General features: G+C 52.0%; 24 protein-coding genes. 15 read left to right on the forward strand and 9 right to left on the reverse strand.

Annotation, left to right across the window (positions count from 1 at the left end; genetic code table 11):
- Positions 1 to 129 precede the first annotated feature (129 nt).
- The gene (locus tag DZC79_RS03845; protein ID WP_118950237.1) at positions 130 to 1836 is read left to right on the forward strand and encodes a T9SS type A sorting domain-containing protein; all 1707 of its coding nucleotides are present in this window, start codon (positions 130 to 132) and stop codon (positions 1834 to 1836) included.
- Positions 1837 to 1929: 93 nt separating this feature from the next.
- Positions 1930 to 2184: a class I lanthipeptide gene (locus DZC79_RS21080; protein WP_157976900.1), complete on the forward strand. Its 255-nt coding sequence runs from the start codon at positions 1930 to 1932 to the stop codon at positions 2182 to 2184.
- Positions 2185 to 2397: 213 nt separating this feature from the next.
- Here the strand turns inward: DZC79_RS21080 and DZC79_RS03855 are convergent, their stop codons facing one another.
- Positions 2398 to 2796: a single-stranded DNA-binding protein gene (locus DZC79_RS03855; protein WP_118950239.1), complete on the reverse strand. Its 399-nt coding sequence runs from the start codon at positions 2794 to 2796 to the stop codon at positions 2398 to 2400.
- 182 nt (positions 2797 to 2978) lie between these two features.
- Between DZC79_RS03855 and DZC79_RS03860 the strand changes: the two genes are divergently transcribed.
- Positions 2979 to 3353, forward strand: coding sequence for a hypothetical protein (locus DZC79_RS03860; protein ID WP_118950240.1), 375 nt, complete (start codon positions 2979 to 2981; stop codon positions 3351 to 3353).
- Between the two features lie 65 nt (positions 3354 to 3418).
- Positions 3419 to 3880: a nuclear transport factor 2 family protein gene (locus tag DZC79_RS03865; protein WP_157976901.1), complete on the forward strand. Its 462-nt coding sequence runs from the start codon at positions 3419 to 3421 to the stop codon at positions 3878 to 3880.
- On the opposite strand, the gene DZC79_RS03870 is transcribed toward DZC79_RS03865, so the two are convergent.
- The 4 genes from DZC79_RS03870 to paaE all read right to left on the reverse strand — a co-directional run bounded on the left by DZC79_RS03870 (position 3864) and on the right by paaE (position 8471).
- Positions 3864 to 5960 carry a sensor histidine kinase gene (locus DZC79_RS03870; protein ID WP_198666761.1) on the reverse strand — a complete coding sequence of 699 codons (2097 nt, stop codon included), beginning with the start codon at positions 5958 to 5960 and terminating at the stop codon, positions 3864 to 3866. The genes DZC79_RS03865 and DZC79_RS03870 overlap by 17 nt on opposite strands.
- A gap of 216 nt (positions 5961 to 6176) precedes the next feature.
- Complete coding sequence (locus DZC79_RS03875) at positions 6177 to 6446, reverse strand: hypothetical protein (RefSeq protein ID WP_118950243.1); 270 nt, start codon at positions 6444 to 6446, stop codon at positions 6177 to 6179.
- 99 nt (positions 6447 to 6545) lie between these two features.
- A complete protein-coding gene (locus DZC79_RS03880) occupies positions 6546 to 7256 on the reverse strand; it encodes a LytR/AlgR family response regulator transcription factor (RefSeq protein ID WP_118950244.1) in 711 nt (236 codons plus the stop codon).
- 123 nt (positions 7257 to 7379) lie between these two features.
- A complete protein-coding gene (paaE, locus tag DZC79_RS03885; protein ID WP_118950245.1) occupies positions 7380 to 8471 on the reverse strand; it encodes a 1,2-phenylacetyl-CoA epoxidase subunit PaaE in 1092 nt (363 codons plus the stop codon).
- A gap of 154 nt (positions 8472 to 8625) precedes the next feature.
- On the opposite strand from paaE, the gene DZC79_RS03890 reads away from it, so the two are divergent.
- The 3 genes from DZC79_RS03890 (at position 8626) to DZC79_RS03900 (ending at position 10990) form a co-directional block, all read left to right on the forward strand.
- On the forward strand, positions 8626 to 10164 hold the full coding sequence (locus DZC79_RS03890) for a YifB family Mg chelatase-like AAA ATPase (protein ID WP_118950513.1): 1539 nt from the start codon (positions 8626 to 8628) through the stop codon (positions 10162 to 10164).
- Between the two features lie 72 nt (positions 10165 to 10236).
- Positions 10237 to 10458, forward strand: a complete 222-nt coding sequence (locus DZC79_RS03895; protein WP_157976902.1) for a hypothetical protein — start codon at positions 10237 to 10239, stop codon at positions 10456 to 10458.
- Between the two features lie 49 nt (positions 10459 to 10507).
- Positions 10508 to 10990 (forward strand): DUF4328 domain-containing protein, encoded by a 483-nt coding sequence (locus tag DZC79_RS03900; RefSeq protein WP_118950247.1) that lies wholly within the window; start codon positions 10508 to 10510, stop codon positions 10988 to 10990.
- A 62-nt stretch (positions 10991 to 11052) separates the two neighbouring features.
- On the opposite strand, the gene DZC79_RS21085 is transcribed toward DZC79_RS03900, so the two are convergent.
- Positions 11053 to 11205, reverse strand: coding sequence for a class I lanthipeptide (locus DZC79_RS21085; protein WP_157976903.1), 153 nt, complete (start codon positions 11203 to 11205; stop codon positions 11053 to 11055).
- Positions 11206 to 11436: 231 nt separating this feature from the next.
- Between DZC79_RS21085 and DZC79_RS21090 the strand changes: the two genes are divergently transcribed.
- From DZC79_RS21090 to DZC79_RS03920, 5 genes are all read left to right on the forward strand, one after another.
- The gene (locus DZC79_RS21090) at positions 11437 to 11613 is read left to right on the forward strand and encodes a hypothetical protein (protein WP_157976904.1); all 177 of its coding nucleotides are present in this window, start codon (positions 11437 to 11439) and stop codon (positions 11611 to 11613) included.
- A 249-nt stretch (positions 11614 to 11862) separates the two neighbouring features.
- Positions 11863 to 13053, forward strand: a complete 1191-nt coding sequence (locus DZC79_RS03905) for a pyridoxal phosphate-dependent aminotransferase (protein ID WP_118950248.1) — start codon at positions 11863 to 11865, stop codon at positions 13051 to 13053.
- A 143-nt stretch (positions 13054 to 13196) separates the two neighbouring features.
- The gene (locus DZC79_RS03910) at positions 13197 to 13838 is read left to right on the forward strand and encodes a family 16 glycoside hydrolase (protein ID WP_118950249.1); all 642 of its coding nucleotides are present in this window, start codon (positions 13197 to 13199) and stop codon (positions 13836 to 13838) included.
- Between the two features lie 166 nt (positions 13839 to 14004).
- On the forward strand, positions 14005 to 15276 hold the full coding sequence (gene purD, locus DZC79_RS03915; RefSeq protein ID WP_118950250.1) for a phosphoribosylamine--glycine ligase: 1272 nt from the start codon (positions 14005 to 14007) through the stop codon (positions 15274 to 15276).
- Between the two features lie 39 nt (positions 15277 to 15315).
- Positions 15316 to 15897: a DUF3109 family protein gene (locus DZC79_RS03920; protein WP_118950251.1), complete on the forward strand. Its 582-nt coding sequence runs from the start codon at positions 15316 to 15318 to the stop codon at positions 15895 to 15897.
- Positions 15898 to 16368: 471 nt separating this feature from the next.
- Here DZC79_RS03920 and DZC79_RS03930 read toward each other — a convergent pair whose 3' ends face one another.
- Positions 16369 to 17469, reverse strand: a complete 1101-nt coding sequence (locus DZC79_RS03930) for an Mrp/NBP35 family ATP-binding protein (RefSeq protein WP_118950253.1) — start codon at positions 17467 to 17469, stop codon at positions 16369 to 16371.
- A gap of 181 nt (positions 17470 to 17650) precedes the next feature.
- Between DZC79_RS03930 and DZC79_RS03935 the strand changes: the two genes are divergently transcribed.
- The 3 genes from DZC79_RS03935 (at position 17651) to bla (ending at position 19692) form a co-directional block, all read left to right on the forward strand.
- On the forward strand, positions 17651 to 18304 hold the full coding sequence (locus DZC79_RS03935) for a peptidase associated/transthyretin-like domain-containing protein (protein ID WP_118950254.1): 654 nt from the start codon (positions 17651 to 17653) through the stop codon (positions 18302 to 18304).
- A gap of 87 nt (positions 18305 to 18391) precedes the next feature.
- The gene (locus tag DZC79_RS03940) at positions 18392 to 18871 is read left to right on the forward strand and encodes a DUF4920 domain-containing protein (protein ID WP_157976905.1); all 480 of its coding nucleotides are present in this window, start codon (positions 18392 to 18394) and stop codon (positions 18869 to 18871) included.
- An 86-nt stretch (positions 18872 to 18957) separates the two neighbouring features.
- A complete protein-coding gene (gene bla / locus DZC79_RS03945; RefSeq protein ID WP_157976906.1) occupies positions 18958 to 19692 on the forward strand; it encodes a subclass B1 metallo-beta-lactamase in 735 nt (244 codons plus the stop codon).
- Between the two features lie 449 nt (positions 19693 to 20141).
- On the opposite strand, the gene atpG is transcribed toward bla, so the two are convergent.
- Positions 20142 to 21023 (reverse strand): ATP synthase F1 subunit gamma, encoded by an 882-nt coding sequence (atpG, locus tag DZC79_RS03950; protein WP_118950257.1) that lies wholly within the window; start codon positions 21021 to 21023, stop codon positions 20142 to 20144.
- A gap of 155 nt (positions 21024 to 21178) precedes the next feature.
- A complete protein-coding gene (gene kynU / locus DZC79_RS03955) occupies positions 21179 to 22444 on the reverse strand; it encodes a kynureninase (RefSeq protein WP_118950258.1) in 1266 nt (421 codons plus the stop codon).
- Positions 22445 to 22475 lie beyond the last annotated feature (31 nt).

Raw genomic sequence — 22475 nt, forward strand, 5'->3', positions numbered from 1 at the left:
ACGACACTTAATCATTGGCGGTTGGCCGGGAAGCACATGGTTTACTAACTTGATGGTCAATATTATTTACTTCGACCTGACACCAAAATTTTGGCCACATTTAGACAAGTGTAAACGTGGCGCCCACTCATGAAAAAGTGTAGCCTGGTCCTGTTCTCCTTATTCCTGTTGCTCGCCTCGTCCAATGCCCAGAACCTCATACGGCATTTCCCCAACAGCGCCTCGGGTATCCGCTATGAACCGTCGGCCAACCAGTATATTCTTTTTGGAAGCATTGCGCCTCCCTTACTTTCGGGTATGGACAACACCGGTCCGGCCGGTCCGCTGCCCCGAATCCAGCTGCAGGCGCTCGACGATCAGTTGAATACTTTATGGTTGAAAACCTACGCTACACAAACCGAGGTCAGCTACGCCCTGAGTGTGCAGGGAAGCTGCCGCAAGCTGATCAACGCCTTTTATACCGCAAGCGCCATAAGGACGGCAGACGGAGGCTATCTTATCTGCGGCAGAAGCCGGCAGAATCCCGAGATCAGCGGCTGCTCCGGAATTCCCTTTTTTAACCAGCCTTTTTTGCTGAAAACAAACAGCAGCGGCGCTGTTATGTGGTATAAGCGCTATGATGTGGAAGGTGACTTCAGCGCCGTGGTGGAAGACCGGGCCACGGGGCGGCTGATCGCCTGCGGTAGTATGAATGGCTACTATTCCGACGGGCTGATCGTGTGTACGGATCCGGCAGGTAATGTGCTCTGGAGCCGCGGCGATAAAGTGCCGGATCCTTATCCGGGCGCCAATCTCAGCACCAGCTATTCCCGGATCATTCCCTTTACTACAGCAGGTGGCCAGTTTTGCTATGCCCTGGCAGGCAATGCCGATCAGAGGGGGATGGGCGTAGACGGCGGCATCCTCATTACCCTGATCGATGCCTACGGGTCTTTTTATCATGATGCCATGGTACACCAGGGTGCCTTTCATATGTTCCCCAAATGCTTTGACGTTGCCGATGCCGGCGGCGGAAAGCTGGTGTTGACCGGCTCTTCTATTGACGCTTCCGGCGGCTATCCCTGCGGCAGCGATCTCAGTTCTGCGCTCATTATGATCAAGCTGGATCCTACGACCCTTGTGGTCGATTTTTTCAAGCAGTACAACAAGGTACCCGGGACCTATTCCTATGGCGTAGGGCTTAAAGTGTGGCAGCGCGGGCTGCTCACCCGTTACTGTATATCTGGCTCATACAGCGGCACCGCCATTTACCTGGAAACAGACGACAACGGCAATGTGCTTCGTTATACGCCGCACAATCCTTCCGACATTTCCGACGGCGGTCTTATGACGATGAATACCCTGGGCAACTATCCGGTATACTCCGGTGGATATCCCGGAGGCACTGCTGTTGTCCGTAATAACTATGGCTTCGATTGCGCCAGTGATATTGCAGTACCGGTAACGGATCTGCCCTCCGTAAATGCACCCTCGGATCATTATGGATTTTCCTTGCCGGTTATCGAGGAAGTAATGCTCAGCTACGACGTACCTTATAGCGAATACGATGCCTGCGGTCTTCCCAAACCCGGAACTACCGGCCTGGCTATGCAGCCTGGCACACAGGCAATCGCGCTTTTCCCCAACCCGGCACACAACACGCTCCAGGTGCAAACCGGAGACGACAGGGAAGCACAGGTTACCGTTTATGACCTTACCGGCCGCGAAATCCTCCGGAAAAAAGTTACAGGAACCTCATTCAGTCTCCCAGTTGCTTCATTGGTGCCGGGTATCTATGGCCTGCGCATAGCGGACCGGAACGGCCAGGTGCAGCATGCCCGGTTTGTAAAAGAATAATGGTAGCTGACCGGTAGCCGGTTCTTAATAGAAAGATCGCCGAACAACCGCCCCATGGCGCGACAGGGGAGGGCCCTTAACAAAAACATCTTTATGAAAAAGAAAGTAGTGAAGCTGAGCAAGCTCAGCCTGAACAAAGAAACAATCGGATCACTGTCATCAGATAAGGTGATCGGTGGTGTATCGGAGCTAGCCAGCTGCATCTGCCTCACCAGGGAATTCATTGATGACACCTGCAGGTTTGGTTGTAGCAATACCTGTCCCGGACCCAGCAATGGAGACCCCTGCCAGACCGGTGGTTGTCCTTCTATAGATACCCATTGCGCCGGTTGCGGTATCGGCGGATAAATAGCTGTTACCTGGAATTTTTTTAGCAATACCTGTCCTCATGAATAACCATGGCAAAAGGCTGTCCGTACATTGGACAGCCTTTTGCTCCTTTCACGGGCATTATGCTTAAAGGTAGGGTATAGGGGCCCGGTTATACCGCCGCGAGCGGCTTTATGTGTTTCGTCGGCTCATTCCATATGGAGGGTGCTGAATCTGGAAGAATGATCCTTTCTAGAATGGCAGCCCGTCATCTTCGGGTTCTGCCAGGGCGGCCGCCGGCTCTGCCTGCTCCTGCTGCTTTTTGTCCAACAGCATCATGCTCACCGCCCTGATCTCGGTAATGTACTTTTTGGCTCCGGTGTTGTCGGTATAGGATCGATTGACCAGCTTGCCTTCCAGCATCACATAGCTGCCTTTGTGAAATTGCTGCTCGGCGCGTTCGGCCAGTTTTTCCCAGGCATTAATGCTGTGCCAGGTCGTTTCAGCCTTCCACTCGCCGCTGGCAGTGCGGTAGCTTTCATTGGTGGCCATGCGCAGGCGGGCCACTTTGGTGCCGTTCTCCAGGGTTTTCATTTCGGGGGCTGCGCCCAGGTGTCCAATCAGTTGAACTCGGTTTCTTAAAGTGCTCATAATATAAAATTTAAAAAATGAAAAAATGGATATTGCTGTTTTGTGGTTGCGTCGGTCTTTCCGGTCAACGCTGAAGCAAAGATGGGGGTGGCATGAAGCCATAGCCGGTTTTTAACCATTTATGAGCGGATGTAACTGATTGTTGTCGTTTGAAAACGGAAATTTTTCCGTAGCTTTAGGGAATGGAAACAAAGCCCCGCCTGTGTCTCACCTGCGGTAAGCCGCTGAGAGGCCGTATCGATAAAAAATTCTGCGACGATGCCTGCCGGAACACCTTCAACAACCAGCAGAACAGCGACCAGAACAATTATGTGCGCAATGTGAACCATATTTTGCGCAAGAACCGGCGTTTGCTGGAGGAGCAGATACCCGATGGGGAGGAGATGAAAAAGGTGCCCCGCGAAAAGCTGGCCCGGGCCGGCTTCGATTTCAAGTATCATACGCATCAGTACCAGAACCAGAAAGGCCAGGTGTATTATTTCAGCTATGAGTACGGCTACCTGCCGCTTGAAGGGGAATGGCTGCTGGTGGTCAGAAGAAAAGCGGAGGGAGCATAAGCAGGAAAAATTAGCGCCGGGCAGTAAAACGATCCATGATGACCTTAAAACCAATAGTACAAAGTATGGCCGCACTGCTGCTGCTGGTATGTGGCTGCAATACCCGCAAGCCTGCAGCAACAAGCTATAAACCGGTATCGGAATCTTTGTACCGGGATATCGCCCGCCAGGACAGCCTGATGTTCGATGCCTTTAACCGGTACGATCTGGCCGGGCTCATGTCTTTTTTTACAGAGGACCTTGAATTTTATCATGACAAGGGAGGCCTTGCGGGATACGAGCAGACCAGGCAAGGCTTCGCACGGCTTTTTGTGCAGCATGCGACCACTGGTCTGAAAAGGGAATTGATCCCCGGCAGCCTGCAAGTATATCCCGTCAAAGGTTACGGAGCGATCGCAGAAAGCCGGCATCGTTTTTGCCACCTCGAACAGGGAAAGCAGGACTGCGGGACGTTTAAAAATACGATGATCTGGCGCCGGACGGACAAGGGCTGGAAAGTGAGCCGTGTGCTCAGCTACGACCATTGACAGCTGCCTCAGGAGCTTGCTCCCATTCCAGCCGTGCCGTAACATATCCTGTCTGCTCCTCGGTGAAGTGAAGGCGGATACCGATGCGCTCGGCGAGATCGCTGGCAATCTGCAGTCCCAGGCCGTAATTGCTGCTGCTCACGGCTTCCTTTTGCAGCAGGTCGTTGAGCGCAGCAGCGCTCATGCCCGATGTGGACGGATTGGATATCCAAACCGCATTATCCTGTACTTTCAAAGTAATGGTACCCGAATCTTTACTGTACCGGACGGCATTCTGCAACAGGTTGCGCAGGATAATGCTGACAAAATTCTCGTCCGTAACGGAAAAGAAAGACTCTGGTATCTGGTTGTCGATCTTCAGCGATTTCTCTTCTACGGGCCCGTGCAGCAGGCTCATTTCTTTTTCCGCCAGTTCCCTGACCGCTACAGCATGGTACTCCGGCGTAAAATTTTCCATTTGGCTCTTGCTCCACAGCAGCAGGTCTTCCATCGTATTCAGCAGGTTGGCGGTGGTCTGTGTAAATTTCTCATGATATTCCGAGCGGGCGTTATCGTTGAAGAGATCGGGGTTTTCCTTTTGCAGGCGCAGGAACTGGGCGATCTTGCTTACCGGCGAGCGCAGGTCGTGGCTGAAGATGCCGAACAGCCGCGCCTTGGTTTCGTTGGCCAGGGCCAGCCGCGCATTGAGCCGGTCCAGCTCCCGGTTCCTTTCGTTCATGACCTTGTTGAGCTTTTCTTTATTGCGGTAAATGCGGAACAGGAGCAGCGAAATAATGCCCAGCGCCACCAGGCCGGCGATCAGCAATAGCCTCAGCCGGGTTGCATTTTTCAGCTCCAGCGCACGCAGCTGGTTCTCGCTGCTCAGCGAGCTGATCTGCTTTTCCTTTTCCCGCGAACGGTATTGCACGTTAAGGTCGGCGAAGTAACGGTTCATATTGGCCCGGGTGAAGGTATCCTTCTCGCGGTCGTACTGATCGTAATAAGTCATGGCTTTGCCCAGGTTGCCTTTGGCTTTATAGGATTGTGCGATCAGGTATAGGTCTTCGAGGTAATTGCCTTTATTAACATCTTTGTTTATCACCATTGCTTTTTCGAGCAGGGAAATGGCTTCGTCATAAGCGCCGGTATGGAACTTATAGATGCCTTTTATGTTCTCTACCTGGTGGATGAGAAAGGGTGCTTTGCTGGCTTCGGCCAGGGTCGTTGCCTTGTCAATATACGTCAGCGCCTGCCCGTAATCTCCTTTCTTTACATAAAACTGTCCCAGGGCGATGTTGGAGATCACATATTCGGAGCCTGTGGTCCGGGCCGGCTGCGCCTGCTCTTCGAGCAGGTGGTAATAATACAGTGCGGAGTCTATATTGGCTACGGGTAGCGTGGTATAAGCATCTACATAAGCCGAGTAATAGCGCTGGGTAAGCGAGCTGGCACTGTGCAGGTAACGGCTGCCTTCCCTGAGCGCCTGCAGCGCCTTGTCGTATAGTTCGGTATTGCCGTACACTTTATACAGCATATAATTCTGGACGGCATAGTCCATACGGTACCGGTTGTCCGACGAAGTGTCCATCAAATGCCGTATGATCTCGAGGCTCCGCAGGAAATAGCTTTGGGCAGTAGCATAGTAAGAACGGAGGTAATAGTAATTGGCCAAACCGTAATAGCACTTGCTCAGCGCTCCCCGGTCCCTGGAAGTATCGGCGATCAGCTTCAGCTCTTCCGCTACGGAATCGGCTGCGGGTAAATGCTGGCTTTGCATATACAGGGGAATCAGGTTGCTTCTGCTCCAGGCAATCAGCAGGTTGTTTCGGGCGGGAACGCTTTCAGCAGCAGCCAGCTTCATATAGACCAGGGCGCTGTCGAAGCGGGCGATGGAATAATAGCCGATGCCTGCTACCAGGGCAAACTGTGCTTTGTGACGATGGTCATCCTGCCTGGTCATATCCAGGCCTTTCTGCCCGTATACAATGGCTTGCGGAAAATTAACGCCCCTGGAAGCATCGCTGCCGAGCAGGATGTTGCAATAGGCTCTGAGACTGTCCATTTTTGCATCGTAATTCTTGATGCGTCCGAAATCAGGCACAGGAGGCTGTTGGGCAAGAAGCGGCAGGAATCCGCAAAGCAAAAACAGGGTAAAGCTATATTTCATCAGAAGCAGAATTGCATGTGCAGGAAGCAAAACAGAATCGCTGATGTTTGGTCTGGTCAGAATCTGCTGCTAAGATAATATTTAAAACAGGAATCTTATAATATCAAAAGGCCTGCATTATGTGCAGGCCTTTTGAGGGGATACCTTGTTTTATTTGATGTTGAATTGCTTGCTGTCCCTTTCTTCACCATTCTCATAGATGGCGCAGGTGTAAGTTCCGGGCAGCAGTCCCTCCACGGGAAAGGTCAATACGGCCTGCTCGGCAGGGCTGAGATGCTCAAAGGTCTTTATGGGCTTGCCGTTGCTGTAGGTTACGCCTACTGATACGTCGTTGTGGGAATTGGAGCTGTAAACGATGGTTACCTCTTTGTTGTCGGCGGTAACACCTACCAGGATGATAATGTACTCTTCTGTTTTCATAAGTGTGGGGGTTAAAGGGTTATTGCAGACCGCAAAAATAGCAGTTAGGAATATTGGTAGGGAGTAATGTTTGTTAAATATTCTTAATATAGCAGCGGTTCAGCTCATGCGGGTGCTTACAGAAGCCTTGAACGATTTGCCCACGGGCAGCTCTACGCCTTGTATGGTCACCTTGCCGGTTCCTACCGACTCCACTTTGCGCTGGTTGATGGCATAGCTCCGGTGGATCCTCAGGAATTTATCTTCAGGCAGCTGCTTCAGCAGGCTGCTGAGCGTTTCCAGCACCAGCAGGCTTTGTCCCGAGATCGTCCTGATCTTGGTATAATCTTTCATGGCCTCCAGGTAGATGATATCGCTGTGGTGCAGCCGGTGCTTTTCATATCCCTGCTTTACCTGGATATAGCCGTTTTCATCGGGGGCAATATCCATGGCGCGCTGGCGCAGGCGGAAGAAGTCCTGGATGCGGCTCATGCACTTTTCGAAACGCTCGGAGGACAAGGGTTTCAGGATATAGTCGAATACTTCGAGGTCGTAGCTTTCCAGCGCAAACTCGGGGTGGGAAGTAATGAATACCGGAACCGGCACCCTGCCATACAAGGCACGCATCATCTCCATGCCGTCCATATCCGGCATTTCAATATCGGAAAATACGATATCCGGCTTCAGGTGCAGGATGTATTCGACGGCTTCCTTTCCGTTTCTGCAGGTACCCACCCGTTGCAAGCAGGTGTACTTGGTCGCTTCCCCGATAAGGGTGAGCCGGTCCAGTTCGTCGTCGTCAACAACCAGGTAAGTAAGGGTATCGGGCATAGGCGTGGGTATTATTGTTTTTATTGGCGCTATGAATTTAAGCTATTTTTTGCCCGGTAGGTGTTAAATCGAAAAATGCAGCGCCTGTAAGGCGCTGCATGATCAAAAATGTTATAGGCGAGCTTATTTAATGTCGAAATCCACGACCACTTTTTCAGTGCGGGGATGCGACTGGCAGGTCAGGATAAAGTTGGCCGCCAGCTCATCGGGCTCCAGGGCATAGTTCACTTCCATATCCACTTCGCCCGATACCAGCTTGGCTTTACAGGTGCTGCATACGCCGCCCTTGCAGGCATACGGCAGGTCGGCGCCCTCCTGCAGCGCGGCATCCAGGATATTGTTGCCGCCATAGGCCAGGTCCATTTCAAAGGCCGCGCCGTCGAGGCGTACAGTTACGCGGCTCATCTTGCTGCTGTCGATCTGTTGCTTCTTCTCTTCCCAGGCCTTATGTACGACCCGCGGCTGATTGGGTGAAGAGAACAGCTCGAAATGCACTTTCTGGGCGGGTATTTTTTTTTCTTCGATAAAGTAATCGCGCAGCCCGAGGATCATGTCTTCGGGGCCGCAGATAAAGATCTCATCGATAGGATCGAGATCGATAAGCCGCTCGCAGAAGGCCCGGGCTTTTTCTGTGTTGATACGGCCGTTGAACAAAGGTGTGTCCATGGTCTCGCGGGTAAACACATGGTAAACCCTGAGCCGCTCCATGTATTTATTCTTCAGCGCTTCGATGTGCTCTTTGAAGATGATCGAGCCCCTGTTCTTGTTGCCGTAAACGAGTGTGAACTCGCTTCCCGGTTCGCGCTGCAGCACGGTTTTCATGATCCCGATCACAGGTGTGATGCCGCTGCCTGCTGCGAAGGCCAGGTATTTTTTTGCCGTTTTCTCACTATCCCGCGGCGTGAATTTACCCAGGGGAGGCATCACTTCCAGTTCATCACCGGCTTTCAGCCCTTCATTCACATAACCGCTGAACTTGCCCTGGTCCACTTTTTTCACTGCTACACGCAATTCGTCGCCGGGAGCAGAGCAGATGGAGTAGGAGCGGCGCACCTCCGCGCCATCGATAATGGTACGTAAAGTGAGGTATTGGCCGGGTAAAAAATGAAAGGTCTCTTTAAGGTTTTCCGGGATATCGAAGGAAACCGATACGCATTCAGCCGTTTCGGGGCGCACCTCTTTGATCCTGAGCAAATGAAAATGGGGCGTAGACATATTGGGCGCAAAAGTAAACAATGCAGGCTATATTTCGCCGCTTTGGCCCTGGGAATACGGAAATCGCGAAAGCGGGCAAAACAAAAGCGCACCCGGTTTTTGAATTTTGCATATTTCATGCATGTTCTTATATTTGGAAAATAACACAGCGACTATGCTCGTAAAAGTATTTGCCAGCGCCGTACTGGGCGTGGAGGCTATGACGATCACTGTAGAAGCCGATGTGGCGCCGGGATTGGGCTATGCTATTGTTGGCCTGCCCGACAATGCAGTAAAGGAGAGCATCGACCGCATCCTTTCTTCCTTCAAAAACAACGGCTTTGAGCGGCCCCGTAGCCGCGTGGTGATCAATATGGCGCCTGCCGACCTGAAAAAAGCCGGTTCCGCCTACGATCTGCCTATCGCCGTGGGCATGCTGGGCGCCACCGGGCAATTGCCTCCCGACTTGCTGAAGAGCCATGTTATTATGGGCGAGCTGTCGCTGGATGGTGCACTGCAACCGGTAAAAGGGGTGTTGCCCATGGCGATACAGGCCCGTAAGGAAAGGTTCACCGCCATGATCCTGCCGGAGCAGAATGCCCGGGAGGCCGCATTGGTATCGGGCCTGGACGTTTTTGCTGTCGCCGGCCTCAGGGAGGTCGTAGCTCTGCTGAAAGGGGAAGGCAAACCGCCGGTATCCAAGGTCGATACCCGTGCCGAATTTTTTTCAACCCAGGACCATTTCGATATCGATTTCAGCGAAGTCAAAGGCCAGGAGCACATCAAACGGGCGCTGGAGATTACTGCCGCCGGCGGGCACAACGCCATACTCATCGGCCCGCCCGGCGCGGGAAAGACCATGCTGGCCAAACGGCTGCCCACGATACTGCCGCCGCTTACCCTGCACGAAGCGCTGGAAACAACCAAGATCCATTCCGTAGCCGGTAAGCTGCCTGCACAGGCGGGTCTTGTTGCCTGCCGTCCTTTTCGCAGCCCGCACCATACCATCAGCGATGTGGCGCTGGTGGGCGGCGGCGGCTTTCCGCAGCCCGGCGAAATATCGCTGGCCCATCATGGGGTATTGTTTCTCGACGAGCTGCCCGAGTTTAAACGAACCGTGCTGGAGGTGATGCGGCAACCGATGGAAGAGCGGCGGGTCACTATTTCCCGGGCAAGGCTCAGCATCGACTTCCCGGCCAGCTTCATGCTCATTGCTTCGATGAATCCCTGCCCCTGCGGTTATTATACCCATCCTGACAAAGAATGCAACTGCTCCCCGCAGATGGTGCAGCGTTACCTCAACAAGATCTCGGGGCCTTTGCTGGACCGTATCGACCTGCATGTGGAAGTGACGCCGGTAGCCTTTACCGAGCTGTCGTCGCAGCGGCAGGCCGAAACCAGCGCCGCCATCCGCGAACGGGTGGTGAAGGCCCGCAACCGGCAGGCAACGCGGTTTAAAGCGCATCCGGGTATCTATTGCAATGCCGTTATGGGTAGCAAATTGCTGAAAGAGATCTGTGTGCTGGATTATGCCGGCAGCAATCTGCTGAAGACCGCTATGGAAAGGCTCAACCTCAGCGCCAGGGCCTACGATCGCATCCTGAAGGTAGCCCGCACCATCGCCGATCTCGATGTTTCATCTGCCATCCGTTCCACGCATGTAGCCGAGGCCATCCAGTACCGCAGCCTGGACAGGGAGGGATGGGCGGGATAATGCATAAGACCTGTGCATGAATATAAACCTGGTATGCTATATTCGCGTACTATTCATTTTAAGCACGAAAATATGACAACAGAGTCCCTCGAATTATTGAAAAAATACCACCAGAGAACAGCAGAAGCCCTGGCCGACTTTGACAACACGATGATCAACCTGATCAAAGCGGGTGTGAAGAATTTTGCAGACAACCCCGAGTATAAATCCAGGAAAAAGAAATGGCGCAAAGCAGCCAAAGATTATATGGGGCTGGCAGAGTTGCTTTCGGAGCTGGATAAGAACTACAATTAATATTTATTCCGGAAGAGCGCTTCATTCCTTAATCCAGTCCTTTTTCACCATGGATATTCCTAACAACCTGTTCCCGTCCGGGCTTGAAGCGCTCCTCGTCTTCCTGGCCGTATTGATCCTCCTGGTGATCTCCTTCGTCCTGTACCTGATCACCCTGCAAAATACCCTTAAGGCGATACAGTCCGAAAACCAGCGTATGCCGCCCGGCCAGGTATGGCTGCTGTTCATTCCCCTGTTCAACCTTGTCTGGCAATTTATCGTCGTCAGCCGTGTGGCATCGTCGATACAGGCGGAGCAAAGGGCGCGCGGTGTCGAATACCCCGATCCTTCAGTCAATAATATAGGGCTTACCTATTGTATACTGAACTGCCTGGGCATCATACCGTTTGTTGGTGCGCTGGCCCGGCTGGCCGCCATGGTCTGCTGGATCATTCATTGGGTAAAAGTGAATGCTTACCGGAAACAATTCCTGGCGGAGCCCTTCATTCCCCGTGCGGACGACAGCGAAATATTCGGCTATGGGAAACTTTAAGTCATTCCTCTTACACAAGAAAGCGGCTCCCCGTACAGGGAGCCGCTTCCGGCTTTTTCATACTACTCAATAACGGCTTGCTGGTCGCAGCAGCACCTTGTTGCGTATTCCAGTGAGTTTACACCGCCGACAACAGCCTGGGCCTTCTTGCCGTTCAATGCGATAATGGTCTTCTTATCGAGCGAGAGCTTCGACTTTACGATCCTTTTCTTCATAAGACATGATTTAAGAGGCTAAATTATGATGATTGTAAAAGCTGGTCTATACCGCTTTTCCGGGATTTTCTGTCAAAGAAATGCAAAGAATCAGCAGTAAAGCCGGGGCTTTCCCGGCCGCGTCCATACCCTCTGCTTTTATGAAAATAAGGTAAACCTTTAGCCGGGAGCATTGTACTATAAATGATAAGCTATACTGAAATGTTTCAATCATCAGTAAAAGGAACGTTTATGAAAAATACCAAACCGCAGGTGCCGGAGAAGCATATGAATCCCGACAACAGGAAGAGCCGGCCCGATGTACGCGATAACCTCGATAACAGGACAGGTGAAGAGCAGGACGATAAGGGCGATGATGTAACCCACAATAAAAAGGAGCATCACAGCCCGCCGAAAAAGAAAGAATGATCCTGCCTCTCCCGAACTTATGGCGCTGCAGACTTGCAGCGCCTTTTTTGTATGCCGCTTGTTCCTAAAAAAAGGTTAAGCAACGGGTGCTGTTTCAGGCCTGCGCCCCGATGAAAGCCCTTTAAGCCTTCTGCACTTGCCGTGCGCTGATTATAATGGTTTTATCGTACTGTTGCATAGGCAAAACTCCTTACCTTCGTTCATCCGTTTTTTGGGGAGGGGGGATATTCTGAACATAAATAAACCTACATGCAACTAGCGAAACGACTTGACCGTATTTCTGAGCCGCAAACGATATTAATGGCCAAGCTTGGCCGCGAGCTGAAAGCGAAAGGCGTACATGTTATCGATCTGAGCCTGGGCGAGCCCGATTTTAAGACACCACAGCATATTATTGAAGCAGCAGACAAAGCGATGGAGGAGGGTTATACCAAATACCCGCCCATAGCAGGTTTCCCCGAGCTGAGGCAGGCGATCGTCACCAAGCTGCAACGCGACAATCACCTGGATTATACGCCGGAGCAGATCATCGTCAGCACAGGCGCCAAGCAGGTGCTGGCCAATGCTATCCTCAGCATCGTCAATCCCGGCGATGAAGCGATTATTCCCACGCCCTTTTGGGTTACCTATGCCTCGCTGGTGAGCCTGGCCGAAGGAAAGAATGTGTTCGTGCCCTGTGGCATTGAGGACCATTTCAAGATCACGCCCGAAAAGCTGGAAGCTGCCATCACCGAGCGGACGCGCCTGTTCGTGTTTTCTTCGCCCTGCAATCCCAGCGGCGCGGTCTATTCCCGGGAAGAGCTGAAAGCACTGGCCGAAGTGTTCCAAAAATATCCCGATATCGTCATCATCAGCGACGAGATCTATGAGTATATCAATTATGTGGGCAAGCACGAAAGTATTGCGCAATTTACGGAGCTGAAGGACCGTGTGGTCGTGGTGAATGGTTTTTCCAAAGGATTTGCAATGACGGGCTGGCGCCTCGGCTATATGGCCGGGCCCGTAGAGCTGGTAAAGGCCTGCGACAAGCTGCAAAGCCAGTTCACCTCCGGCGCCAATTCGATTGCGGAGAGGGCAGCCATTACTGCGCTGCTGGCCGATCTTACGCCTTCCTTCGATATGGTGAAAGCCTTCAGGGAAAGAAAGGAATTCTTTATCCCTGCCTTGCAGGCGATCAGGGGCGTGCAGATCAGCGCACCTGAAGGCGCTTTCTATGCCTTCCCCGATATCTCTTCTTTCTACGGCAAATCTAACGGCGCGGCGACCATCAATAATGCTGACGATATGGCGATGTACCTGCTCAATACCGCGCATGTGATCGGAGTGAGCGGCGCCGCATTCGGTGATGCCAATTGTATCCGCTTCTCCTTTGCCGCATCGATGGAGACCTTGCAGGAAGGCGCCCGCCGCCTTAAAGAGGCTCTGGAAGCACTGCATTAACCCGCTTTGACCTTGTCGCACAGGAGCCGTATGGTCACAGGAAACGACAAGATGACTAAACGATAAAAAAAGGTTTAAGTTTCGCTGCTTAAACCTTTTTCCTTAGCCCTTGTCATAGCTTTGCACTAACAATCAGATGAACAATGAGAAAGATAGCTTCAATTATCGCGGTAGCAGGCATGGTTTTGTTTTTTTCTTCCTGTGACAGGGACCGGGGGCCTTATCCTGCTGTCCAGCGCAGCTTTGTAGAGGAGTTCTACGATAACCGCATGGGCTGGGAATTTGCCGACCCGGCAAACAATGCCTACGGTGAAGTGAACAACGGGATCTATATGTTTGACTACAATGATGACTTCACAGAGGCTTATTATGTATCCAAGCTGATCGGCTTTAACCGCTACAGCGACTTTACGATCTATACCCGCATCCGTTCCAACAACAATATGGGCCTGCTCTTCGGCGACAACAGCAGCGTGGGCAGCTATGGTTACAGCTTTACCATCGACTACGACGGTTATTACGCGTTGTACGACGAAGGCGGCAACGGCTATGGCCCCGATGTACAGACCATCGTAGCGCCAACGACCAATAACAGGGTGGTGCCTAACGGCGGATGGAACGACCTCCGGCTCGAACAGAGAGGCGATCGCTGGATCGGTTTCGTTAACGATGTACAGGTATTCAATGTGCCTGCCCAGAACCTGCTGGGTACCAATGTGGGCTTTGTAGATGTGAAGAATACCCAGGGCGATGCAGATTACCTGCAGGTCGACTGGTGGGAATAAACATACCAAGCAAATTTCAAATGTAAATTCCAAAATCCAGATAATTAAAGCGGGTTGTCCTCATGGGGCAGCCCGCTTTGCTTTATTCCCGTTTTTGCAGCGAAGCATGGCGGGGCCCGCGATATTGTTTACCTTTGTGCCTCTTTTCAAATTACCTGTTCAAAAAATGAATATACTGCTTTTAGGTTCCGGCGGGCGGGAATGCGCTATTGCCTGGAAACTGGCCCAAAGCCCCCTTTGCTCCCGCTTGTTTATTGCACCGGGAAATGCCGGTACCCGCGATCATGGTACCAATGTGGCCCTGTCACTGACCGACTTCAAGGCAATCAAAGACTTTTGTCTTGCGGAGAATATCAGCTTATTGTTCCCTGGCGGAGAAGATACCTTGGTAGCCGGCATCTGGGATTTTTTCAAGAACGATAAGGAACTGCAGCATATCATTGTTGCCGGACCCTCCAAAGCCGGGGCGCAGCTGGAAGGCAGCAAAGCCTTTTCGAAAAAATTCATGCAGCGCCATGGTATTCCTACAGCAGCTTACCGCGAGTTTGACGACAGCAATTTTGAAGAGGGCCTGGAATACCTGGAGCAGCATACAACACCTATCGTGCTGAAAGCCGATGGTCTGGCAGCAGGCAAAGGCGTGGTGATTACCAGCGATAAAGAAGAAGCCAAAGCAGTATTCAGCGCGATGATCCGCGAATCGCGCTTCGGTGATGCCGGCAAAAAAGTAGTGGTGGAGCAATTCCTGGCCGGCATTGAAGTATCCGTATTTGCTTTAAGCGATGGCAGGCATTATGTATTGCTGCCCGAAGCCAAAGACTACAAGCGGGTAGGAGAGGGCGATACCGGGCCCAATACCGGCGGTATGGGCGCCGTGTCTCCCGTACCTTTTGCCCGTGGCGCGTTTATGGAAAAGGTGATCGAACGCATTGTACAGCCGACGGTTGCAGGCCTTGCTGCTGAAGGTATCGTTTACCAGGGCTTCATCTTCTTCGGACTGATCAATGTAGCGGATGAGCCTTATGTGATCGAATACAATTGCCGCATGGGCGATCCGGAAACAGAGGTGGTAATGCCCCGGCTCGACAGCGACCTGGTAGACCTCATCTGCGCCATGAACGATAATAAGCTGGACCAGGTAAAAGTACAGCACAGCGATAAGGCTGCCTGCACCGTGATGCTGGTATCGGAGGGCTATCCCGGCGATTACGCCAAAGGAAAAGTAATGAGCGGCCTGGATCAGGCCGGAGGCAGCCTGCTGTTCCACGCCGGTACCGCGTTGAAAGAGGACGAAGTGGTGACGAGCGGCGGCCGTGTGCTGGCCATCACCTCTTACGGAACTGATCTAAAAGAAGCCCTGGCACAGTCCTATCTTAACGCAGGAAAGATTAACTTTGAAGGAAAGCAGTACCGCAAGGATATCGGCTACGAGTTCTGAGGCCGTCCGTATTGTTAATGATTAAAAACAAATGAAGACGTGATTGCGATAGACAATATATTGGTCAGCGACGAAGTGGTGGAAAAGCAATTCGTTTGTAACCTGGATAAATGTAAGGGTGGTTGCTGCGTGGACGGCGATACCGGCGCTCCTATCACCCAGGAAGAAGCAGGCATCATTGAAGATATCTACCCTCATATCAAGCATCTGCTCAGTCCGCGGGCGATCGACCTTGTCGAGGACGAAGGCACCCACACCTTCGACGATGAATACGGCCTGGTAACGCCGACGCTCGACGGCGGCATCTGTGTGTACGGCTACTACGATGAAAAAGGTATCGTGAAATGCGCGATCGAGCATGTGTATAAGGAAGGTAAGATCGATTTTAAAAAGCCGATCAGCTGTCACCTCTTCCCTATACGCATTACAGAATATGAAAGTTTTGAAGCGGTCAATTACGAGCCCAGGGAATCTTTGTGCAAGCCTGCCTGCAAGCTGGGCCAGTCGCTTAAGGTACCGGTTTACCAGTTCCTGAAGGAACCGCTGATCCGTAAATACGGCGAGGAATTCTATGAGGCGCTGGATGCCACGGCCAAAGCGCATTTCGGGATAGAGGAATAGCTTTGAACAGTCTTTATAAAACCGGCGCGGGAAGATATTTCCCGCGCCGGTCTTTTATTGCCTGAAGTATTCATCTTCCGAAATTACATTTTGTAATTGCCTCCCTCAAGATATAATGTTGCGAGGGCTGGCTTCATGATTATTTTCATGTTCTTTGCCTTGACGCAAAAGAACCAAAAAATCAAGGCCTGTAGAAAAATGACTAAAGATGGCTTGCCAGACTGGAAATTTTTAAACTCGGCCTTCGTCGTCCTCAGACAGTAAAAATTCTTAACCGTCCGGCAAGCCATTTTCTTAACGCCATTTTTCTAAGGGCCGCCAAAGCACCCTGGTTCTATTCCCGATCCTTTTTTGCACTTCAGTATCTACCTTTGATCTTTGATCCATTTATTTGAAATGAGATGATTGTATAAACAAATCCGGCGCAGGAAGAATATTCCTGCGCCGGTATATTTATTAAATAGCTACTGCTTAATTCAGCTTGATCGCCGATACCCTGCTGGGATCAAGGTTCGCATTGCGCATAGCGACATTCCGGGCCACCGCAGCGGCCATATCTGTGAAGGCTTTCTTACTTACCGGCTCATCATTCAGTACGGCAGGGAAGCCTTTATCGCCACCTTCGCGGATGCTTTGTACAATAGGTATCTCACCCAGGAAAGGCACTTCGAACTGTTCGGCCAGGTGCTGACCACCTTGCTTGCCGAAGATATAATACTTGTTGTCGGGTAGCTCGGCTGGCGTGAAGTAAGCCATGTTTTCCACCACACCCAGGATCGGTACATTGATCTGGCCCTGTTTGAACATCATCATCGCTTTCTTGGCATCGGCCATGGCCACAGCCTGGGGCGTGGTCACGATCACGGCGCCGGTAACGGGTATGGTCTGTACCATAGTCAGGTGGATATCGCCGGTGCCGGGAGGGAGGTCAAGGATCAGGTAATCCAGCTCGCCCCAGTATACATCGCTGATGAACTGGCGCAGCGCCGAAGTGGCCATAGGTCCCCTCCAGATCACCGCCTGCTTCTCGTCTACCAGCAGGCCGATCGACATTACTTTCACGCCGAAACGTTCTACCGGCTCGATCATCCCTTTGCCATCTACGTCGCGCATCATCGGCCTTTCACCCTGCAGGCCGAACATCATAGGTGTGGACGGGCCGTAGATATCGGCATCCAGGATGCCTACTTTCGCTCCTTCCTGCGCCAGGGCAAGGGCGAGGTTGGTCGATATGGTAGACTTGCCCACACCGCCTTTGCCCGAAGCCACGGCAATAATATTCTTTACGCCGGGCAATATGGCGCCGCCATCTTTCCGGTTGGTATTGACCCGCGCTGTCATATTGACCGTTACCTGGGCCTCCTTGTCGACGAAGATCTTTACGGCATTGACACAGGCCGAGCGGATCATGTCCTTCATAGGGCAGGCAGGCGTTGTCAGCTCAACGGTAAAGGACACCTGCTTATCGTCTATTTTAATATCCTTTACCATGTTCAGGGTCACGAGGTCCTTGCCCAGGTCCGGATCATCTACATTGGTCAGTGCTTTCAGTACAGCTTCTTCAGTAATCATGTGCATGTATATTATTCGGGGATATGGCTTCCCATCGCCGGCAGTAACCGGATAGCGACCGGCAGCGCCGCAAAGTTACGGTTTAACTTCCTGTTTAAGGAATTGCGGCTGATATAATTGTATTGGAATTAGTGATACGGAAACGTTGCAATTGCAACCTTTATCTTACTTTTGTTTGCAGATGAGAAGCCACTATAAATTATTTGTTGCGACCTTCCTGGTCTGCTTCCTTGGCCTTGCGGCAACTGCGCAGAACCATTTCTGGGATAATGTGATCCAGATCACCGGCGTTACCATGACTGCCGATAGCCTGCGTGCTGTGCCCGATGTCACCATCGAGGTCAAAAATAAGGACAGGGGTACCTACTCCAGCAAATACGGTGTGTTTTCCCTGGTCTGTTCCAAAGGGGATACGCTCAGCTTCTCGGCCGTTGGCTTCAGGCCCAAAGATTATGTAATCTCCCGCAATATCGAAGGACAATACTTCAATATGGTGCAATTGATGGTACAGGACACCTTCTTCCTTCCCGAGACCATCATCAGGCCCCTGCCTTACGGCGATGAGTTTGACTATGCTTTCAAATACTGGGACATACCGGATGATAAATATGCGGTAGCCCAGAAGAATACCAGCAAGCGCGCCATGGCTTACCTGATGCAGAATACCCCCAAAGATGGCCGTGAAAACCAGGCTTATTACCAGGCCGACCAGGCCCGACAGGGATATTACTACGGTCAGCAGCGGCCGATCGGTATTTTCAATCCCTTCAAATGGGGCGAATTTTTCAACGCCTGGAAGCGTGGCGACTTCAAGCGTAAAAACAACAACAATTAAGGCCCAACTTTTGCGCCGGATGGCTTGTCTTATGGAAAGAAAGCATTTGTCCAGGATAACGGACAACTTAAAATCAAACATTGCATGATGAAAAAAATCATATTCTTTTCCCTGCTGGCTTTATCTTCCGGTATCGCACCGGCTATTGCGCAAAAAGCCGCTCCTGCTGTCCCGCCCAGGGTTTTCGGCGTTGTGACGCTGGAGAAAGGCGCCCTTTCCACGAACCGTTTAGGTACCCTTATGCACAATCAGCAAAGTGTAGCTACGCAGCTGACTGGCATTGCCAAAGAAGTTTGTCAGAAAGAAGGTTGCTGGATGAAGATCGGCGTAGCCAAACGGGATGATTTTGATGTGCTGGTTAAAGTAAAGGACCATGCTTTTGTGCTGCCCCAGAATATTACCGGTCGGCAGGTATTGGTGAACGGTACGCTAACACAAAAGACCCTGAGCGTCGCAGAGCAAAAGCATTACCTGGAAGATGCCGGCGCTTCCCGCGAAGAGATTGCCAAAGTAACCGCACCCAAACAGGTATATGAAATGCAGGCTGCCGGTGTGGCCATACAATAAGCTTATTTTTAAGTCTTTTTTCGGAAAGCGCATCCCCTGAGATGCGCTTTTTGCTGTTATTTTGCGGCATGAAACTTTACCGGTATATGCTTTTGGCATTGGGGCTGTCGTCCTTTGCTGCACCTGCTGCTGCGCAGCAGCATCCTCGCCTGCAGATCACACCGCTCGACCATAAACGCTTCTTTGTTTATACAACCTACGGTACACTCGACGACGGCAGCACTTTCCCTTCCAACAGCCTGTATGCAGTAACCCCGGCAGGCATAGTAATGATCGATGTTCCCTGGGATACGACGCAGACGCTGCCACTGCTCGACAGCATCGAAAAGAAACACGGTACAAAGGTGGTGGCCTGCATTTCGACCCATTTTCACAAAGACCGTACCGCCGGTCTGGATATGCTGAAGCGACGCGGTATCCGTACCTATGCCACACGGCAAACCGACAGCCTTTGCGTGCTGAAGGGCGAAGAACGCCCTGAGTTCCTCCTGGACAAGGATACGCTTTTCAACTTTGGTGGCGTGCAGGTGAAGACCTTCTATCCCGGACCGGGACATACTTCCGATAATATCGTGGTCTGGTTTCCGGGGGAAAAAGTACTCTATGGCGGCTGTTTTGTCAAAAGCATAGAAGCGGAAAACCTGGGCAATCTTGAAGATGCCGACCCTGCCCGCTGGCCGGCCTCCATAAGCCGTGTGGAGCGGGCATTTCCACGACCCCGCTACCTGATCCCCGGTCATGGCAGCTTCAGCAGCCAGAAAGCGCTACGGCATACCGCAGTCCTGGCGGAGCAATACGAAAAGCAACGCAAAGGAAAATAAAACATAACAATCGCTCAAAAAGTACAAAGCCCCCTGTCGGGCACTCTGCAAATCTTAAGGCAAAAAGTAAGGGCTGTTGGTGATAACTCTGTCAGCGGCGGAAAATGGCAAGATAGTACAGCCCGGCATCGCTAATGAGATCTATAGGATAGATTTGCAGATGACTTTATAGCTGCCGCGCTATAACGCTCCATAGAAGCCAAACGTTTGCAGCGCCAGCACGAACAAGCATAAATTGCTTTGTAGAAGCCCAATCAGGGCTGAAAGAAAGATACGGATTTAGCCGCCGTTCAGGCCGTTGCTTTCATAAATACATGCCTCATTTCTCCCCGAATTTTTCCAACTGATCCTGAACCCTTACAGCGGCTTTTCAGGGGTAAAGGTTCAGGAAAATAAAAAATCCATTCCTGCGGGAATGGATTTTGAAAAAGTATATTCTGTGTAGCCTGTTAGCCTTTCAGCGCTGCTGCACCGCTCACGATCTCGGTCAGCTCGGTAGTGATAGCCGCCTGGCGGGCACGGTTGTAAGAGATTTTCAGGCTGCGCAGTATCTCCGCGGCATTTTCCGTAGCCTTATCCATAGCAGTCATACGGGCGCCGTGCTCGGAAGCGTGCGCATCCAGGATGGCCTTGTACACCTGTGTGTTCAGGATCTTGGGCATCAGCTCCTGGATCAGGATCTCCTTTGAAGGTTCAAAAATGAAGTCCGTTTGCTTTTTGCTTTCTGTAGCTTCCACTTTGGGGATCGGCAGGTAGGGTTCGCTCACAAAGACTTGTGTAGCGGCGTTCTTGAACTGGCTGTACACCAGCTCTACGCGGTCGTATTCCTTGCGCAGGAATGCTTCCTGGGCATAAATAGCGGCGCGGCGTACATTCTCAAAGCTCAGGTCGGCAAAGAGGTTCCAGTAATCATCTACCAGCTTATAGCCGTGGCGCTGAAAATATTCGTAGCCCTTTTTACCGATAGGCAGTATGGTTACATTGCCTTTGGCCTGCTGGGCAGCATATTTGGTCTCGATGGTCTGGCGGGCAGTCTTGATGATATTGGAGTTGTAAGCACCGCAGGTACCGCGGTCGCTGGTGATCGGGATGATCAGCACGCGCTCTGTCGCTCTTTCTGCGGCCAGGGGCAGCTCCATATCGCCGCTGAGGCTGCTTACGATATTGGTCAGCATTTCCTGCATCTTCTGGGTGTAGGGACGCATTTGCAGAATGGCATCCTGCGCGCGGCGCAGCTTGGCGGCGCTCACCATCTTCATCGCCTTGGTTATCTGCTGGGTAGAGGTTACTGACTGTATGCGTAAACGAACTTCCTTAAGCTGTCCGGACATATAATAAAATTATTTTTAATTTCTCTATTTGGCTGCAAAGGTACGACCCAAATGCGTGATGTGCAAATTTTAACGGGCCTACTTTCAGGAAATTTCCGCGGCATTTTTCCCGCACCTTGAAACCCGCTCCCGGGGCCGATGAACAAGCCGGTTGGCTACAGGCTCAGTCCTTTAAGCACCTCGTAAAAACGGTAGGCATCCTCAAAAGAATTATAGAGCGGCACCGGTGCGATGCGGATCACATTGGGTTCGCGCCAGTCGGCGATCACGCCCTCGGCGGCCAGCGCTTCGAATACCTTGCGGCCGTCTTTGCCAAACAGCAGGGACAGCTGCGCGCCGCGGCGTCCGGGCTCCGGCGGGGTAATGATCTCGAAGCTGAGGTGATCGAGCTGCTTCAAAAGGTACTCGAGATAGGCGGTCAGCTTCAGGCTTTTTTCGCGTAATACCTGCATCGTGGTCTTATCGAATATATCGAGCGAAGCCTTATGCGCCACCATATTGAATACCGGGGCATTGCTCATTTGCCAGCTGGCCGCGCCTTTTGAAGGAATGAAGCCTTTCTTCATCTGGAAGCGGGTGCTCTCCTCGTTGCCCCACCAGCCGGCCAGCCGGAAGGTATCGGGGTTATTGCCATGCTGCTCGTGGACGAAGATGCCGCCTACGCCGCCGGGGCCCGAGTTCAGGTACTTGTAGGAGCACCAGCAGGCAAAATCCACGTTCCAGTCGTGCAGCTGCAGGGGAAGATTACCCATGGCATGCGCGAGGTCAAAGCCCGCATAGGCGCCTGTAGCGTGTGCCGCTTCCGTAATGGCTTTCAGGTCGTAATACTGCCCGGTATAGTAATTGACCGCACCGATCATGACGCAGGCCAGCGCGCTACCTGCGTCCGCGATCGTTTGCAGGATATCTTCATCGCGCAGGGTATGCTCACCGGCCCTGGGCGTCAGCTCGATGATCGCGTCGGAGGGATCGTAGCCGTACATCCGTACCTGGGTCTCGATGGCATACTGGTCGGAAGGAAAGGCGCCGGCTTCCATGATGATCTTGTACCGGCCTTCTTTGGGACGGTAAAACGATAGCAGCAGCAGGTGCAGGTTGACCGTAAGCGTATTCATGGCAACCACCTCTTCGGGCCGGGCGCCTACAATACGGGCCAGGGATGCAGAAAAGGGCTTCTGGTAGCTGAACCAGGGATTCTCTGCCTGGAAATGACCCTCAACGCCCCACCTGGCCCAGTCGTTCAGCTCCTTTTCAAAAAGATAACGGGTGCTTTTGGGCTGGAGGCCCAGGGAATTGCCGCAAAAATAGATGGCATCCTTATCCCCGTGCCGGGGAAAATGAAAACGTTCCCGGAAGGAGAATAAAATATCTACATCGTCCAGGGAACGGGCGTATTCGAGAGTAGGTTCGAAGTTTGTCACGGAAGAATGTTGCGGTTGAAGCGTACAGATA

This window comes from Taibaiella helva (genome assembly GCF_003545695.1).
Taxonomy (GTDB): domain Bacteria; phylum Bacteroidota; class Bacteroidia; order Chitinophagales; family Chitinophagaceae; genus Taibaiella; species Taibaiella helva.

What these genes read in the sequence shown, in the direction of transcription:
- DZC79_RS03910 (WP_118950249.1), top strand. Translation starts at nt 13,197, where the DNA reads ATGAGAAAGATAGCTTCAATTATCGCGGTAGCAGGCATGGTTTTGTTT.
- DZC79_RS03860 (WP_118950240.1), top strand. Translation starts at nt 2,979, where the DNA reads ATGGAAACAAAGCCCCGCCTGTGTCTCACCTGCGGTAAGCCGCTGAGA.
- DZC79_RS03845 (WP_118950237.1), top strand. Translation starts at nt 130, where the DNA reads ATGAAAAAGTGTAGCCTGGTCCTGTTCTCCTTATTCCTGTTGCTCGCC.
- purD (WP_118950250.1), top strand. Translation starts at nt 14,005, where the DNA reads ATGAATATACTGCTTTTAGGTTCCGGCGGGCGGGAATGCGCTATTGCC.
- DZC79_RS03930 (WP_118950253.1), bottom strand. Translation starts at nt 17,469, where the DNA reads ATGATTACTGAAGAAGCTGTACTGAAAGCACTGACCAATGTAGATGAT.
- DZC79_RS03900 (WP_118950247.1), top strand. Translation starts at nt 10,508, where the DNA reads ATGGATATTCCTAACAACCTGTTCCCGTCCGGGCTTGAAGCGCTCCTC.
- DZC79_RS03940 (WP_157976905.1), top strand. Translation starts at nt 18,392, where the DNA reads ATGAAAAAAATCATATTCTTTTCCCTGCTGGCTTTATCTTCCGGTATC.
- bla (WP_157976906.1), top strand. Translation starts at nt 18,958, where the DNA reads ATGCTTTTGGCATTGGGGCTGTCGTCCTTTGCTGCACCTGCTGCTGCG.
- DZC79_RS03865 (WP_157976901.1), top strand. Translation starts at nt 3,419, where the DNA reads ATGGCCGCACTGCTGCTGCTGGTATGTGGCTGCAATACCCGCAAGCCT.
- DZC79_RS03935 (WP_118950254.1), top strand. Translation starts at nt 17,651, where the DNA reads ATGAGAAGCCACTATAAATTATTTGTTGCGACCTTCCTGGTCTGCTTC.
- DZC79_RS03895 (WP_157976902.1), top strand. Translation starts at nt 10,237, where the DNA reads ATGACAACAGAGTCCCTCGAATTATTGAAAAAATACCACCAGAGAACA.
- paaE (WP_118950245.1), bottom strand. Translation starts at nt 8,471, where the DNA reads ATGTCTACGCCCCATTTTCATTTGCTCAGGATCAAAGAGGTGCGCCCC.
- DZC79_RS03890 (WP_118950513.1), top strand. Translation starts at nt 8,626, where the DNA reads ATGCTCGTAAAAGTATTTGCCAGCGCCGTACTGGGCGTGGAGGCTATG.
- DZC79_RS03880 (WP_118950244.1), bottom strand. Translation starts at nt 7,256, where the DNA reads ATGCCCGATACCCTTACTTACCTGGTTGTTGACGACGACGAACTGGAC.
- DZC79_RS21080 (WP_157976900.1), top strand. Translation starts at nt 1,930, where the DNA reads ATGAAAAAGAAAGTAGTGAAGCTGAGCAAGCTCAGCCTGAACAAAGAA.
- DZC79_RS03875 (WP_118950243.1), bottom strand. Translation starts at nt 6,446, where the DNA reads ATGAAAACAGAAGAGTACATTATCATCCTGGTAGGTGTTACCGCCGAC.
- DZC79_RS03905 (WP_118950248.1), top strand. Translation starts at nt 11,863, where the DNA reads ATGCAACTAGCGAAACGACTTGACCGTATTTCTGAGCCGCAAACGATA.
- DZC79_RS21090 (WP_157976904.1), top strand. Translation starts at nt 11,437, where the DNA reads ATGAAAAATACCAAACCGCAGGTGCCGGAGAAGCATATGAATCCCGAC.
- atpG (WP_118950257.1), bottom strand. Translation starts at nt 21,023, where the DNA reads ATGTCCGGACAGCTTAAGGAAGTTCGTTTACGCATACAGTCAGTAACC.
- DZC79_RS03855 (WP_118950239.1), bottom strand. Translation starts at nt 2,796, where the DNA reads ATGAGCACTTTAAGAAACCGAGTTCAACTGATTGGACACCTGGGCGCA.
- DZC79_RS21085 (WP_157976903.1), bottom strand. Translation starts at nt 11,205, where the DNA reads ATGAAGAAAAGGATCGTAAAGTCGAAGCTCTCGCTCGATAAGAAGACC.